Source organism: Streptomyces sp. S063, assembly GCF_002832675.1.
Taxonomy (GTDB): Bacteria; Actinomycetota; Actinomycetes; order Streptomycetales; family Streptomycetaceae; genus Streptomyces; species Streptomyces sindenensis.
In genome coordinates, this window is the sequence record NZ_CP021707.1 from 5,834,448 (window position 1) to 5,850,416 (window position 15,969).

General features: G+C 64.6%; 10 protein-coding genes and 2 rRNA genes. 10 read left to right on the forward strand and 2 right to left on the reverse strand.

What is annotated here, in order from left to right; genetic code table 11:
* Positions 1-19: 19 nt before the first annotated feature.
* From rpsO to CCZ36_RS26985, 5 genes are all read left to right on the forward strand, one after another.
* Entirely contained in the window at positions 20-310 is a 291-nt protein-coding gene (gene rpsO / locus CCZ36_RS26965) for a 30S ribosomal protein S15 (RefSeq protein WP_006127995.1), read from the forward strand.
* 335 nt (positions 311-645) lie between these two features.
* Positions 646-2,859, forward strand: coding sequence for a polyribonucleotide nucleotidyltransferase (locus tag CCZ36_RS26970; protein WP_069739605.1), 2,214 nt, complete (start codon positions 646-648; stop codon positions 2,857-2,859).
* On the forward strand, positions 2,856-4,235 hold the full coding sequence (locus CCZ36_RS26975; RefSeq protein ID WP_069739606.1) for a M16 family metallopeptidase: 1,380 nt from the start codon (positions 2,856-2,858) through the stop codon (positions 4,233-4,235). The genes CCZ36_RS26970 and CCZ36_RS26975 overlap by 4 nt, the downstream gene beginning before the upstream one ends.
* Before the next feature lie 31 nt (positions 4,236-4,266).
* Positions 4,267-5,019 (forward strand): 4-hydroxy-tetrahydrodipicolinate reductase, encoded by a 753-nt coding sequence (gene dapB, locus CCZ36_RS26980; protein WP_069739607.1) that lies wholly within the window; start codon positions 4,267-4,269, stop codon positions 5,017-5,019.
* A gap of 11 nt (positions 5,020-5,030) precedes the next feature.
* The gene (locus CCZ36_RS26985; RefSeq protein ID WP_128818750.1) at positions 5,031-5,504 is read left to right on the forward strand and encodes a hypothetical protein; all 474 of its coding nucleotides are present in this window, start codon (positions 5,031-5,033) and stop codon (positions 5,502-5,504) included.
* Positions 5,505-5,596: 92 nt separating this feature from the next.
* Here the strand turns inward: CCZ36_RS26985 and CCZ36_RS26990 are convergent, their stop codons facing one another.
* Both CCZ36_RS26990 and CCZ36_RS26995 read right to left on the reverse strand, forming a co-directional pair.
* Complete coding sequence (locus CCZ36_RS26990) at positions 5,597-6,148, reverse strand: hypothetical protein (RefSeq protein WP_069739609.1); 552 nt, start codon at positions 6,146-6,148, stop codon at positions 5,597-5,599.
* Between the two features lie 109 nt (positions 6,149-6,257).
* The gene (locus tag CCZ36_RS26995; protein ID WP_010072341.1) at positions 6,258-6,497 is read right to left on the reverse strand and encodes a hypothetical protein; all 240 of its coding nucleotides are present in this window, start codon (positions 6,495-6,497) and stop codon (positions 6,258-6,260) included.
* 196 nt (positions 6,498-6,693) lie between these two features.
* Between CCZ36_RS26995 and thyX the strand changes: the two genes are divergently transcribed.
* The 5 genes from thyX to CCZ36_RS27025 all read left to right on the forward strand — a co-directional run bounded on the left by thyX (position 6,694) and on the right by CCZ36_RS27025 (position 15,898).
* Positions 6,694-7,431 carry an FAD-dependent thymidylate synthase gene (thyX, locus tag CCZ36_RS27000; RefSeq protein ID WP_069739610.1) on the forward strand — a complete coding sequence of 246 codons (738 nt, stop codon included), beginning with the start codon at positions 6,694-6,696 and terminating at the stop codon, positions 7,429-7,431.
* A gap of 152 nt (positions 7,432-7,583) precedes the next feature.
* Positions 7,584-8,483, forward strand: a complete 900-nt coding sequence (gene dapA, locus CCZ36_RS27005; RefSeq protein ID WP_069739611.1) for a 4-hydroxy-tetrahydrodipicolinate synthase — start codon at positions 7,584-7,586, stop codon at positions 8,481-8,483.
* Between the two features lie 136 nt (positions 8,484-8,619).
* Positions 8,620-10,305, forward strand: coding sequence for a ribonuclease J (locus CCZ36_RS27010; protein WP_128818751.1), 1,686 nt, complete (start codon positions 8,620-8,622; stop codon positions 10,303-10,305).
* A 644-nt stretch (positions 10,306-10,949) separates the two neighbouring features.
* Positions 10,950-12,477 (forward strand): 16S ribosomal RNA (locus CCZ36_RS27020).
* Between the two features lie 297 nt (positions 12,478-12,774).
* Positions 12,775-15,898 (forward strand): 23S ribosomal RNA (locus CCZ36_RS27025).
* The 16S and 23S rRNA genes sit together here, the layout of an rRNA operon.
* Positions 15,899-15,969: the final 71 nt, after the last annotated feature.

The following is a 15,969-nucleotide window of genomic DNA, read 5'->3' on the forward strand; positions in this document are numbered from 1 at the left end:
ACATCAATGAGGAGTACGCGTGCCGCTCGACGCCGCTACGAAGAAGCAGATCATGGCCGAGTTCGCCCAGAAGGAGGGTGACACCGGATCCCCCGAGGTCCAGGTCGCCATGCTCTCCCGCCGGATCTCGGACCTGACCGAGCACCTCCGGACGCACAAGCACGACCACCACTCCCGTCGTGGTCTGCTGATCCTGGTCGGCCAGCGTCGCCGCCTCCTGCAGTACCTGGCCAAGAAGGACATCCAGCGCTTCCGTGCGCTCGTCGACCGCCTCGGCATCCGCCGTGGCGCGGCCGGCGGCGCCAAGTAAGGACGCTGTGGAGAGGGAGCGGTTCCCGCGTTTGAGGGGACCGCTCCCTTTGCCGTACGTGCAGGACCGGTGCCAAGCTCAGTAACCTGGGTACAGCGACACCTGTAGGACGCAGCACCCGCACGACCCGCAAGACCCGCGCGACGAACACGCGCGACCCGCAAGAACGAGGGAGAGGCGCTACGACGCCGCCGCCGGTCCTCGGTAGTGGCCCCCGGGAACATGCCCGGGAGCTTCGATCGAAGACCGGCCCGCATCCACGGTGCGCCTCTCCCGCACCGTCCCGCGCCACACGGGCGCGCGGACGAAAGACGACGAGTATGGAGAATCCACTAGTGGAGAACGAGACCCACTACGCCGAGGCCGTCATCGACAACGGCACCTTCGGCACCCGCACCATCCGCTTCGAGACGGGCCGCCTGGCCAAGCAGGCCGCCGGCTCCGCCGTCGCGTACCTGGACGACGACACCATGGTGCTGTCGGCCACCACCGCTTCCAAGCGGCCCAAGGACAACCTCGACTTCTTCCCCCTCACGGTGGACGTCGAGGAGCGGCAGTACGCGGCCGGCAAGATCCCCGGCTCCTTCTTCCGCCGCGAGGGCCGCCCCTCCGAGGACGCGATCCTCACCTGCCGTCTGATCGACCGCCCGCTGCGCCCGTCCTTCAAGAAGGGCCTGCGCAACGAGATCCAGATCGTCGAGACGATCATGGCGCTCAACCCCGACCACCTGTACGACGTGGTCGCGATCAACGCCGCCTCCTGCTCCACCCAGCTCGCGGGCCTGCCCTTCTCCGGCCCGATCGGCGCCACCCGCGTCGCCCTGATCAAGGGCCAGTGGGTCGCCTTCCCGACGCACACCGAGCTCGAGGACGCCGTCTTCGACATGGTCGTCGCCGGTCGCGCCCTCGAGGACGGCGACGTCGCGATCATGATGGTCGAGGCCGAGGCCACCGAGAAGACCATCCAGCTCGTCAAGGACGGCGCCGAGGCTCCCACCGAGGAGATCGTCGCCGCCGGTCTGGAGGCGGCGAAGCCCTTCATCAAGACCCTCTGCAAGGCGCAGGCGGACCTGGCGTCCAAGGCCGCCAAGCCCGAGGGCGACTTCCCGGTCTTCCTGGACTACCAGGACGACGTCCTGGACGCCCTGGCCAAGGCCGTCACGCCCGAGCTGAAGCAGGCGCTCACCATCGCCGGCAAGCAGGAGCGCGAGACCGAGCTGGACCGCGTCAAGGAGATCGCCGCCGAGAAGCTCCTCCCGGAGTTCGAGGGCCGCGAGAAGGAGATCTCCGCCGCGTACCGCGCGCTGACCAAGAAGCTGGTCCGCGAGCGCGTCATCAAGGACAAGGTCCGCATCGACGGCCGCGGCGTCACGGACATCCGTACGCTCGCCGCCGAGGTCGAGGCCATCCCGCGCGTGCACGGCTCGGCGCTGTTCGAGCGTGGCGAGACCCAGATCCTGGGCGTCACCACCCTGAACATGCTCCGCATGGAGCAGCAGCTGGACACCCTCTCCCCGGTGACCCGCAAGCGCTACATGCACAACTACAACTTCCCGCCGTACTCCGTCGGCGAGACCGGCCGCGTGGGCTCGCCCAAGCGCCGCGAGATCGGCCACGGTGCGCTCGCCGAGCGTGCCATCGTGCCGGTCCTGCCGACCCGCGAGGAGTTCCCCTACGCGATCCGCCAGGTCTCCGAGGCGCTGGGCTCCAACGGCTCGACGTCCATGGGCTCGGTCTGCGCCTCCACCATGTCGCTGCTGAACGCCGGTGTGCCCCTCAAGGCCGCCGTCGCCGGTATCGCCATGGGCCTGATCTCGCAGGAGATCGACGGCAAGACCCACTACGTCGCCCTCACCGACATCCTCGGTGCGGAGGACGCCTTCGGCGACATGGACTTCAAGGTCGCCGGTACGAAGCAGTTCGTGACCGCGCTCCAGCTCGACACCAAGCTCGACGGCATCCCCGCCTCGGTCCTGGCCGCCGCGCTGAAGCAGGCCCGTGACGCGCGTCTGCACATCCTGGACGTCATGAACGAGGCCATCGACGTCCCGGACGAGATGTCCCCGAACGCCCCGCGGATCATCACCGTCAAGATCCCGGTGGACAAGATCGGTGAGGTCATCGGCCCCAAGGGCAAGATGATCAACCAGATCCAGGAGGACACCGGCGCCGACATCACGATCGAGGACGACGGCACCATCTACATCGGTGCCCAGCAGGGCTCGCAGGCCGAGGCCGCCCGCGCCACGATCAACGCGATCGCCAACCCGACCATGCCGGAGGTCGGCGAGCGCTACCTGGGTACGGTCGTCAAGACCACCACCTTCGGTGCGTTCGTGTCGCTCATGCCGGGCAAGGACGGTCTGCTGCACATCTCGCAGATCCGCAAGCTCGCCGGTGGCAAGCGCGTGGAGAACGTCGAGGACGTGCTCGGCGTCGGCGCAAAGGTCCAGGTCGAGATCGCCGAGATCGACTCCCGCGGCAAGCTCTCCCTCATCCCCGTCACCGAGGGTGAAGAAGACGAGAAGAAGGACGACACCGACAAGTGACGTCCCGTAGTTCCGCGACGACGGCCCGCACCTCCTCGGAGGGGCGGGCCGTCGCCCGTACCCAAACGCTTCTCAAGGGCAGCAACGGCATCGGAACGGTCCGCCGGACCGTCCTCCCCGGCGGTCTGCGGATCGTCACCGAGACCCTGCCCTCCGTCCGGTCCGCCACCTTCGGCATCTGGGCGAACGTCGGCTCCCGCGACGAGACGCCCACCCTGAACGGCGCGACCCACTACCTCGAACACCTCCTCTTCAAGGGCACCGCCAAGCGCACCGCCCTCGACATCTCCTCCGCGATCGACGCGGTCGGCGGCGAGATGAACGCCTTCACGGCGAAGGAGTACACCTGCTACTACGCGCGGGTCCTCGACACCGACCTGCCGCTGGCCATCGACGTCGTCTGCGACATGCTGACCGGCTCGCTGATCGCCTCCGAGGACGTCGACGCCGAGCGCGGAGTCATCCTCGAAGAGATCGCGATGACCGAGGACGACCCGGGCGACTGCGTGCACGACCTGTTCGCGCACACCATGCTCGGCGACACCCCCCTCGGCCGCCCCGTCCTCGGCACCGTCGACACGATCAACGCCCTGAACCGCGGCCAGATCGCCCGCTTCTACAAGAAGCACTACGACCCCACGCATCTGGTCGTCGCCGCCGCGGGCAACGTCGACCACGCCACGGTCGTGACCCAGGTCCGCCGCGCCTTCGAGAAGGCCGGCGCCCTCTCACGCACGGACGCGGTGCCCATGGCGCCCCGCGAGGGCTCCCGTACCCTGCGCGCCGCCGGCAAGGTCGAGCTGCTGAACCGCAAGACCGAACAGGCCCACGTGGTCCTCGGCATGCCCGGCTTCGCCCGTACCGACGACCGCCGCTGGGCCCTCGGGGTCCTCAACACGGCCCTCGGCGGTGGCATGAGCTCGCGCCTCTTCCAGGAGGTACGAGAAAAGCGTGGCCTGGCCTACAGCGTGTACTCGTACACCTCGGGCTTCGCCGACTGCGGCCTCTTCGGCGTCTACGCCGGCTGCCGGCCCAACCAGGTCCACGACGTCCTGAAGATCTGCCGCGACGAACTGGACCGGGTCGCCACGCACGGCCTGGACGACGACGAGATCACCCGCGCCATCGGCCAGCTCTCCGGCTCCACCGTCCTCGGCCTGGAGGACACCGGCGCGCTGATGAACCGTATCGGCAAGAGCGAGCTGTGCTGGGGCGAGCAGATGTCGGTCGACGACATGCTGGCCCGTATCGCGGAGGTCACCCCCGACGACGTACGGGACGTGGCGGGCGAACTCCTCTCCCGTCGCCCCTCGCTCTCGGTCATCGGCCCGCTCAAGGACAAGCAGGCGGACCGCCTCCACGAAGCGGTCTCCTAACTCCAAGCGCTCGCACCCCTAAGGAAACACAATGACCAAGCTGCGCGTAGCCGTTCTCGGTGCTCAGGGCCGTATCGGCTCCGAGGCCGTCCGGGCGATCGAGGCCGCCGACGACCTGGAGCTGGTGGCGGCCCTGGGCCGGGGCGACAAGCTGGAGACCCTCGCCGAGGCGGGCGCCCAGGCCGTCGTCGAGCTGACCACCCCCGCATCGGTGATGGGCAACCTCGACTTCTGTGTCCGGCACGGCATCCACGCCGTCGTCGGCACCACCGGCTGGACCGACGAACGGCTCGCGCAGCTGACCACCTGGCTGGACAACTCCCCGGAGACCGGGGTCCTGATCGCCCCGAACTTCTCCATCGGTGCGGTCCTGACCATGAAGTTCGCGGAGCAGGCCGCACGCTACTTCGAGTCCGTCGAGGTCGTCGAGCTCCACCACCCCAACAAGGTCGACGCCCCCTCCGGCACCGCGACCCGCACCGCCCAGCTCATCGCGGCGGCCCGCGCCAAGGCCGGCAGCGCCCCCCAGCCGGACGCCACCACCACCGCCCTGGACGGCGCGCGCGGCGCGGACGTCGACGGCGTCCCGGTCCACGCGATCCGGCTCCGCGGGCTGCTGGCCCACCAGGAAGTGCTGCTCGGCGGCGAGGGCGAGACCCTCACCATCCGCCACGACTCCCTCCACCACAGCAGCTTCATGCCGGGCATCCTGCTCGGCGTCCGCCGCGTGGTGACCACTCCCGGCCTCACGTTCGGCCTGGAACACTTCCTCGACCTGAACTGACTGAGCCCACCATGCGCGCAAAGATCACCTACATCGTCACGGCCGCCGTCCTGGTCTTCTACTTCTTCCTGGTCGGCAGCCGCGGCGTGATGCTCATCCGGCACGGCACGCCGGTCACGGTCGCGTTCGGCGTCGCCGTGCTGATCCTGCCGGTGATCGGCGTCTGGTTCCTGTGGAAGAACACCCAGTTCGTCCGCCGCGCCAACGCCCTCGCCGCCGAGCTGGACGCCGAGGGCGGCCTCCCGGTCGACGACCTGCCCCGTGCCCCGTCCGGCCGTATCGACCGGGACGCCGCCGACGCGGTCTTCACCAGGCGCCGTGAGGAGACCGAGGACGCCCCGGACGACTGGCGCACCTGGTTCAGGCTGGCGGTCGCCTACCAGGACGCGAGGGACACTCCCAGGGCCCGCAAGGCCATGCAGAGAGCGATCGCTCTGCACCAATCGCCCCTGAAGGCCGCACCTTCCAGCCCGCCCGGCGCTTGAGGACATCTCTCAGCCCGTACGCCAGTGAGCCCGGCACCCACGAGGGGCCCGGGCTCACTCACGTACAGACGGCGACAGCGACAGCCAAGCGCTCACCCGAGCCGATACTCATCCGCCCAGGCCTCCACCGCATCCGTGGCCCGCTCGAACGCCTCCTCGCGCCCGAGGAAATCCGCGTTGTGGTCGGTGGCCAGCGGCGACAGCGTCTCACCGCTCCGCCGGACCACGACAAGCGCCTGGCCCTGGACCGTACGGGGAAGGCCCATCCACTTCACGGGCTGCTGGACCGTACGAACCGCCGAGGCGTCGTCCCAGGCCACCGTGACGGTCCGGAAGAAGCCGACGCGCCGCACACCGTGGCGGCTGACCCACGCACCGGCCCGCAGCAGCCGCAGGGCGGCAGCGATCACGACGCCGGCCAGCGCCAGACACACCGTGGCGCCCGAAGGCGCTCCGGCCACACCGATGATCATGGCCGCGAGCAGAACGAACGAGGCCAGCAACAACAGGGTGGCCGCCGCCGCGACCCGCCACGGCCCGGGACGGTAGGGCCGCCGCCAGCTGTCGTGGTCGTCGAACGGCAGCGCGACGTCCTCCGCGCTCGCGTCGAATGCGCGGTCGGCCGTCAGGAAGGGCAGGGGCACGACTGATCCTCACTCACAAGCACGCTTGATTGCTGTGCCCGGTGAGGCTACCGAGGCAGCCCCCGGCCCGACCACCCCAGGGGGTCCGTACGAGTCAGCGGCCCACGGCTCAACGCCCCTGAGACGCGGTGGACTGCTTGTCGTGCCCTGCGGACTGCCCGGAGTCGAGCGCCGGGAGGCCCACCAGCACGGAACCCACCAGACCGGCGACCACGGTCAGCCCGACGAGGGCCCGCCCCAGCAGCTCGGGAACGGTGGCACGGGCGGCGGGAGGGGGAGTGACATTACTGCGGAACCGCTCGGACTCGGCGACGAACGAGAACGGGACGGCTTCACGCCGGCGGAACATGAGGAAACTCTCCTTGATCTGCTTGACGGGTGCTGCTAATGAGTCAGACGTACGACAGCCCGAATCGGTGCCCGAATCGCCGTACTTGTTGGGGGAACTCCACGAACGGCTGCCCGAGACCGCCGCCTACATGCACGGTCCGCCGCCCCGTAAAGTGGTCGCCGCCCGAGCGAAGCCCCTGGAAGGACCCCCGTCGGTGACCGACACCCCCGAACCCGCAAAGCCCCACTTCCGCAGTGACGTCACCGTCGAGCTGGTGAAGAGCGACGCGCGCGACGCGGACGTGCTGTTCGCCGCCCGGGTCTCCACCGCGGGCGAGCAGTCGCTCGAAGAGGTCACCAAGGACCCCGAGCGCTCCAAGGGGCTCATCAACTACCTCATGCGGGACCGGCACGGCAGCCCGTTCGAGCACAACTCGATGACGTTCTTCGTCAGCGCCCCGATCTTCGTGTTCCGCGAGTTCATGCGGCACCGCGTCGGCTGGTCGTACAACGAGGAATCGGGCCGCTACAGGGAGCTGGAGCCGGTCTTCTACGTCCCCGGAACCTCCCGCAAGCTCGTCCAGCAGGGCCGCCCCGGCAAGTACGAGTTCGTCCAGGGCACCGAGGAGCAGTACGACGTCACGACCCGCGCCATGGAGGAGTCCTACCGGGCCTCCTACGAGGCCTACCAGGAGATGCTGGCGAAGGGCGTGGCCCGCGAGGTCGCCCGCGCGGTCCTCCCCGTCGGCCTCTTCTCCTCGATGTACGCCACCTGCAACGCGCGCTCGCTGATGCACTTCCTCGGCCTGCGCACCCAGCACGAGCTGGCGAAGGTGCCGTCCTTCCCGCAGCGCGAGATCGAGATGGTCGGCGAGCAGATGGAAACCCACTGGCAGCAGCTCATGCCGCTCACCCATGCCGCCTTCAACAAAAATGGACGGGTCGCCCCATAGGCGGTGTCCGTATTGCGGCGTTTCGAGAAGTTCATCTAGGCTGATCAAACGGACCCGGCACTGCTTGAACCCCCGAGCAGGCAGTGCCGGGCTCCTCTTCCCCGTCCCCCCGAGGGGACCCCGTGCGCTGAGCAGCGAGTAGCGTGTTACCCATGGCTCCGATCTCCACTCCGCAGACCCCCTTCGGGCGGGTCCTCACCGCTATGGTCACGCCCTTCACGGCGGACGGCGCTCTCGACCTCGACGGCGCCCAGCGGCTCGCCGCCCACCTGGTGGACGCAGGCAACGACGGCCTGATCGTCAACGGCACCACCGGTGAGTCCCCGACCACCAGTGACTCGGAGAAAGACCAGCTCGTACGAGCGGTCCTCGAGGCCGTAGGAGACCGGGCCCACGTCGTCGCCGGCATCGGCACCAACGACACCCGCCACAGCGTCGAGCTCGCCCGGACGGCCGAGCGCACCGGCGCCCACGGCCTGCTCGCCGTGACGCCGTACTACAACAAGCCGCCGCAGGAGGGCCTCCTCCGCCACTTCACGGCCATCGCCGACTCCACCGGCCTGCCCGTGATGCTGTACGACATCCCCGGCCGCAGCGGGGTGCCGATCGATACGGAGACTCTCGTCCGGCTGGCCGACCATCCGCGGATCGTCGCCAACAAGGACGCCAAGGGAGACCTGGGCCGCGCCAGCTGGGCCATCGCCGAATCCGGCCTCGCCTGGTATTCCGGTGACGACATGCTCAACCTGCCGCTCCTCTCGGTCGGCGCGGTCGGCTTCGTCTCCGTCGTCGGCCACGTGGTCGCCCCCGACCTGCGAGCCCTGATCGAGGCGCACCTGAGCGGCGACGTCCAGAAGGCCACCGAGATCCACCAGAAGCTGCTCCCGGTCTTCACCGGCATGTTCCGCACCCAGGGCGTCATCACCACGAAGGCCGCCCTGACCCTCCAGGGCCTCCCGGCGGGCCCTCTGCGCCTGCCCCTCGTCGAGCTCACGGCCCAGGAGACGGCTCAGCTCAAGATCGATCTCGCCGCCGGCGGGGTAGAGCTCTGATCACAGACTTCACAACTGAACAGCCGAACAGGCGAGGCGACTCGCCAGGGCACCACCCAAGACAACAGCAAGTGCACGAATGACATGCGCGCCACGTGCCTCAGCGGTACGTGGCGTGCGTGGTAAGGAGAGTCTTTTGAGTCATCCGCACCCTGAACTCGGTACCCCGCCGAAGCTCCCGAAGGGCGCCCTGCGGGTCACCCCGCTCGGCGGCCTGGGCGAGATCGGCCGCAACATGACGGTCTTCGAGTACGGCGGCCGCCTGCTCATCGTCGACTGCGGCGTCCTCTTCCCCGAGGAGGAGCAGCCGGGCATCGATCTGATCCTGCCGGACTTCACCACGATCCGGGACCGCCTGGACGACATCGAGGGCATCGTCCTCACGCACGGTCACGAGGACCACATCGGTGGTGTCCCGTACCTGCTGCGTCTGAAGCCGGACATCCCCCTCATCGGCTCGAAGCTGACCCTCGCACTCATCGAGGCGAAGCTCCAGGAACACCGCATCCGCCCCTACACCCTCGAGGTGCAGGAAGGGCAGCGGGAGCGCATCGGCGTCTTCGACTGCGAGTTCATCGCGGTCAACCACTCGATCCCGGACGCGCTGGCCCTCGCCATCCGCACCCCCGCGGGTCTGGCCGTGGCCACCGGTGACTTCAAGATGGACCAGCTTCCGCTGGACGGCCGTCTCACCGACCTGCACGCGTTCGCACGTCTCAGTGAGGAGGGCATCGACCTCCTTCTCTCCGACTCCACGAACGCCGAGGTCCCCGGCTTCGTGCCGCCGGAGCGGGACATCTCCAACGTCCTGCGCACGGTGTTCGCGAACGCCCAGAAGCGCATCATCGTGGCGAGCTTCGCCAGCCATGTGCACCGGATCCAGCAGATCCTGGACGCCGCCCACGAGTACGGCCGCCGCGTCGCCTTCGTCGGCCGCTCGATGGTCCGCAACATGGGCATCGCCCGTGACCTGGGCTATCTGAACGTCCCCGGCGGCCTGGTCGTCGACGTCAAGACCCTCGACGACCTCCCGGACGACGAGGTCGTGCTGGTCTGCACGGGTTCGCAGGGCGAGCCGATGGCGGCTCTCTCCCGGATGGCCAACCGCGACCACCAGATCCGGATCGTTCCCGGCGACACGGTGATCCTGGCGTCGTCCCTCATCCCCGGCAACGAGAACGCGGTCTACCGCGTGATCAACGGCCTGACCCGCTGGGGCGCCAACGTCGTCCACAAGGGCAACGCCAAGGTCCACGTCTCGGGCCACGCCTCGGCCGGCGAGCTGCTGTACTTCTACAACATCTGCAAGCCGAAGAACCTGATGCCGGTCCACGGCGAATGGCGCCACCTGCGGGCCAACGCCGAGCTGGGAGCCCTCACCGGCGTACCCAAGGACCACATCGTCATCGCCGAGGACGGCGTAGTCGTCGACCTCATCGACGGCAAGGCCAAGATCGTCGGCAAGGTCCAGGCCGGTTACGTCTACGTCGACGGCCTCTCCGTCGGCGACGTCACCGAGACCTCCCTCAAGGACCGCCGTATCCTCGGCGACGAGGGCATCATCTCGGTGTTCATCGTGGTCGACAGCTCCTCGGGCAAGATCGTGGGCGGCCCCCACATCCAGGCCCGTGGTTCCGGCATCGACGACAACGCGTTCGTCGGTGTCACCCCGAAGATCCAGGAAGCCCTGGACAAGTCGGCGCAGGACGGCGTGATGGAGCCCCACCAGCTCCAGCAGATGGTCCGCCGGGTCGTCGGTAAGTGGGTGTCCGACACCTACCGCCGCCGCCCGATGATCCTTCCGGTCGTCGTCGAGGTCTGACCCTCACGACCGTCTGACCTGGAGCGGGGCCCTCGATTTGCATCGGGGAGCCCCGCTCCAGTACGTTTACGTCTCCGCCTGAACGGGAAGCACCGCGCGCACTCATGCGTCGGGAGCACCCTGCACGGGGTGGGAATTCCGACTCAGAATCTCTGATAAAGTCGGGTCCGCCGAAAGGCAAGGCCACTCCACAGGCCACCGGAAATCGAATTCGGACCGGAAACGGAACGAAAAAGAGTCTGGTAAAGTTGGAACCGCCGGAAAGGGAAAACGCGAAAGCGAAGGACCTGGAAAGCGAAACTGCACGGCCCGCTTCGACCGGGAATCGGACACGAAAGAGTCTGATAGAGTCGGAAACGCAAGACAGCAGGACAAAGAAGTAAACGAAGGGAAGCGCCCGGAGGGCCCCGGTGATACGGGACCGAAGGAAGCGTCCGTTCCTTGAGAACTCAACAGCGTGCCAAAAGTCAACGCCATATATGTTGATACCCCGGCCTGCTTCGGCAGGTTGGTGGTTCCTTTGAAAGTCCTACGGTCGCCATGTGCGGCGGTAGGCAATACACAGCGAGGACGCTGTGAACAACGGGTCTTATTCCGACCGGTTGTTCCGCTCTCGTGTGTGTGCACCCGATTACGGGTAAACATTCACGGAGAGTTTGATCCTGGCTCAGGACGAACGCTGGCGGCGTGCTTAACACATGCAAGTCGAACGATGAAGCCGCTTCGGTGGTGGATTAGTGGCGAACGGGTGAGTAACACGTGGGCAATCTGCCCTTCACTCTGGGACAAGCCCTGGAAACGGGGTCTAATACCGGATAACACTCTGTCCCGCATGGGACGGGGTTGAAAGCTCCGGCGGTGAAGGATGAGCCCGCGGCCTATCAGCTTGTTGGTGGGGTAATGGCCTACCAAGGCGACGACGGGTAGCCGGCCTGAGAGGGCGACCGGCCACACTGGGACTGAGACACGGCCCAGACTCCTACGGGAGGCAGCAGTGGGGAATATTGCACAATGGGCGAAAGCCTGATGCAGCGACGCCGCGTGAGGGATGACGGCCTTCGGGTTGTAAACCTCTTTCAGCAGGGAAGAAGCGAAAGTGACGGTACCTGCAGAAGAAGCGCCGGCTAACTACGTGCCAGCAGCCGCGGTAATACGTAGGGCGCAAGCGTTGTCCGGAATTATTGGGCGTAAAGAGCTCGTAGGCGGCTTGTCACGTCGGATGTGAAAGCCCGGGGCTTAACCCCGGGTCTGCATTCGATACGGGCTAGCTAGAGTGTGGTAGGGGAGATCGGAATTCCTGGTGTAGCGGTGAAATGCGCAGATATCAGGAGGAACACCGGTGGCGAAGGCGGATCTCTGGGCCATTACTGACGCTGAGGAGCGAAAGCGTGGGGAGCGAACAGGATTAGATACCCTGGTAGTCCACGCCGTAAACGTTGGGAACTAGGTGTTGGCGACATTCCACGTCGTCGGTGCCGCAGCTAACGCATTAAGTTCCCCGCCTGGGGAGTACGGCCGCAAGGCTAAAACTCAAAGGAATTGACGGGGGCCCGCACAAGCAGCGGAGCATGTGGCTTAATTCGACGCAACGCGAAGAACCTTACCAAGGCTTGACATATACCGGAAAGCATCAGAGATGGTGCCCCCCTTGTGGTCGGTATACAGGTGGTGCATGGCTGTCGTCAGCTCGTGTCGTGAGATGTTGGGTTAAGTCCCGCAACGAGCGCAACCCTTGTTCTGTGTTGCCAGCATGCCCTTCGGGGTGATGGGGACTCACAGGAGACTGCCGGGGTCAACTCGGAGGAAGGTGGGGACGACGTCAAGTCATCATGCCCCTTATGTCTTGGGCTGCACACGTGCTACAATGGCCGGTACAATGAGCTGCGATGCCGCGAGGCGGAGCGAATCTCAAAAAGCCGGTCTCAGTTCGGATTGGGGTCTGCAACTCGACCCCATGAAGTCGGAGTTGCTAGTAATCGCAGATCAGCATTGCTGCGGTGAATACGTTCCCGGGCCTTGTACACACCGCCCGTCACGTCACGAAAGTCGGTAACACCCGAAGCCGGTGGCCCAACCCCTTGTGGGAGGGAGCTGTCGAAGGTGGGACTGGCGATTGGGACGAAGTCGTAACAAGGTAGCCGTACCGGAAGGTGCGGCTGGATCACCTCCTTTCTAAGGAGCATCTAGATTCCGTAAGGAATCCAGAGCCACTACGTCGGCAAATGTTCGACGGTGGTCAGCTCATGGGTGGAACGTTGACTATTCGGCACGACAGGTTCATTACTGCTAGTACTGCTTCGGCGTGGAACGTGGTGAGGGATCGGTTGTGTCGGGCACGTTGTTGGGTGTCTGAAGGTACGGCCGAGTGTGGCTGCCTTCTGATCCGGTCCCAGTGAACTCACCTTTGCGGGTGGGGTGATGGGTGGCTGGTCGTTGTTTGAGAACTGCACAGTGGACGCGAGCATCTGTGGCCAAGTTTTTAAGGGCGCACGGTGGATGCCTTGGCACCAGGAACCGATGAAGGACGTGGGAGGCCACGATAGTCCCCGGGGAGCTGTCAACCAAGCTTTGATCCGGGGGTTTCCGAATGGGGAAACCCGGCAGTCGTCATGGGCTGTCACCCGCTGCTGAACACATAGGCAGTGTGGAGGGAACGAGGGGAAGTGAAACATCTCAGTACCCTCAGGAAGAGAAAACAACCGTGATTCCGGGAGTAGTGGCGAGCGAAACTGGATGAGGCCAAACCGTATGCGTGTGATACCCGGCAGGGGTTGCGCATGCGGGGTTGTGGGATCTCTCTTTCACGGTCTGCCGGCTGTGAGACGAGTCAGAAACCGTTGATGTAGGCGAAGGACATGCGAAAGGTCCGGCGTAGAGGGTAAGACCCCCGTAGCTGAAACATCAGCGGCTTGTTTGAGAGACACCCAAGTAGCACGGGGCCCGAGAAATCCCGTGTGAATCTGGCGGGACCACCCGCTAAGCCTAAATATTCCCTGGTGACCGATAGCGGATAGTACCGTGAGGGAATGGTGAAAAGTACCGCGGGAGCGGAGTGAAATAGTACCTGAAACCGTGTGCCTACAAGCCGTGGGAGCGTCGCGCATCGAGCTTGCTCGGTGCGTCGTGACTGCGTGCCTTTTGAAGAATGAGCCTGCGAGTTAGCGGTGTGTAGCGAGGTTAACCCGTGTGGGGAAGCCGTAGCGAAAGCGAGTCCGAACAGGGCGTTTGAGTTGCACGCTCTAGACCCGAAGCGGAGTGATCTAGCCATGGGCAGGTTGAAGCGGAGGTAAGACTTCGTGGAGGACCGAACCCACCAGGGTTGAAAACCTGGGGGATGACCTGTGGTTAGGGGTGAAAGGCCAATCAAACTCCGTGATAGCTGGTTCTCCCCGAAATGCATTTAGGTGCAGCGTCGTGTGTTTCTTGCCGGAGGTAGAGCACTGGATAGGCGATGGGCCCTACCGGGTTACTGACCTTAGCCAAACTCCGAATGCCGGTAAGTGAGAGCGCGGCAGTGAGACTGTGGGGGATAAGCTCCATGGTCGAGAGGGAAACAGCCCAGAGCATCGACTAAGGCCCCTAAGCGTACGCTAAGTGGGAAAGGATGTGGAGTCGCAGAGACAACCAGGAGGTTGGCTTAGAAGCAGCCACCCTTGAAAGAGTGCGTAATAGCTCACTGGTCAAGTGATTCCGCGCCGACAATGTAGCGGGGCTCAAGCGTACCGCCGAAGTCGTGTCATTCATACACATAGGGCCAACGCCTGTATGGATGGGTAGGGGAGCGTCGTGTGCCGGGTGAAGCAGCCGCGGAAGCGAGTTGTGGACGGTTCACGAGTGAGAATGCAGGCATGAGTAGCGATACACACGTGAGAAACGTGTGCGCCGATTGACTAAGGGTTCCTGGGTCAAGCTGATCTGCCCAGGGTAAGTCGGGACCTAAGGCGAGGCCGACAGGCGTAGTCGATGGACAACCGGTTGATATTCCGGTACCCGCTTTGAAACGCCCAGTACTGAATCAGGCGATGCTAAGTCCGTGAAGCCGGCCCGATCTCTTCGGAGTTGAGGGTAGTGGTGGAGCCGATGAACCAGACTTGTAGTAGGTAAGCGATGGGGTGACGCAGGAAGGTAGTCCAGCCCGGGCGGTGGTTGTCCCGGGGTAAGGGTGTAGGACGCACGGTAGGCAAATCCGTCGTGCATAAGTCTGAGACCTGATGCCGAGCCGATTGTGGTGAAGTGGATGATCCTATGCTGTCGAGAAAAGCCTCTAGCGAGTTTCATGGCGGCCCGTACCCTAAACCGACTCAGGTGGTCAGGTAGAGAATACCGAGGCGTTCGGGTGAACTATGGTTAAGGAACTCGGCAAAATGCCCCCGTAACTTCGGGAGAAGGGGGGCCATCACTGGTGATCCGATTTACTCGGTGAGCTGGGGGTGGCCGCAGAGACCAGCGAGAAGCGACTGTTTACTAAAAACACAGGTCCGTGCGAAGCCGTAAGGCGATGTATACGGACTGACGCCTGCCCGGTGCTGGAACGTTAAGGGGACCGGTTAGCTGCTCTTCGGGGTGGCGAAGCTGAGAACTTAAGCGCCAGTAAACGGCGGTGGTAACTATAACCATCCTAAGGTAGCGAAATTCCTTGTCGGGTAAGTTCCGACCTGCACGAATGGCGTAACGACTTCTCGACTGTCTCAACCATAGGCCCGGTGAAATTGCACTACGAGTAAAGATGCTCGTTTCGCGCAGCAGGACGGAAAGACCCCGGGACCTTTACTATAGTTTGATATTGGTGTTCGGTTCGGCTTGTGTAGGATAGGTGGGAGACTGTGAAGCGGCCACGCCAGTGGTTGTGGAGTCGTCGTTGAAATACCACTCTGGTCGTGCTGGATGTCTAACCTGGGTCCGTGATCCGGATCAGGGACAGTGTCTGATGGGTAGTTTAACTGGGGCGGTTGCCTCCTAAAGAGTAACGGAGGCGCCCAAAGGTTCCCTCAGCCTGGTTGGTAATCAGGTGTTGAGTGTAAGTGCACAAGGGAGCTTGACTGTGAGACCGACGGGTCGAGCAGGGACGAAAGTCGGGACTAGTGATCCGGCAGTGGCTTGTGGAAGCGCTGTCGCTCAACGGATAAAAGGTACCCCGGGGATAACAGGCTGATCTTCCCCAAGAGTCCATATCGACGGGATGGTTTGGCACCTCGATGTCGGCTCGTCGCATCCTGGGGCTGGAGTCGGTCCCAAGGGTTGGGCTGTTCGCCCATTAAAGCGGTACGCGAGCTGGGTTTAGAACGTCGTGAGACAGTTCGGTCCCTATCCGCTGTGCGCGTAGGAATATTGAGAAGGGCTGTCCCTAGTACGAGAGGACCGGGACGGACGAACCTCTGGTGTGCCAGTTGTCCTGCCAAGGGCATGGCTGGTTGGCTACGTTCGGAAAGGATAACCGCTGAAAGCATCTAAGCGGGAAGCCTGCTTCGAGATGAGTATTCCCACCCTCTTGAGGGGTTAAGGCTCCCAGTAGACGACTGGGTTGATAGGCCAGATGTGGAAGCCCGGTAACGGGTGGAGCTGACTGGTACTAATAGGCCGAGGGCTTGTCCTCAGTTGCTCGCGTCCACTGTGTTAGTTCTGAAATAACGAACAGCTGTGTTGTTGCCCGGTGTTCATAGTTTC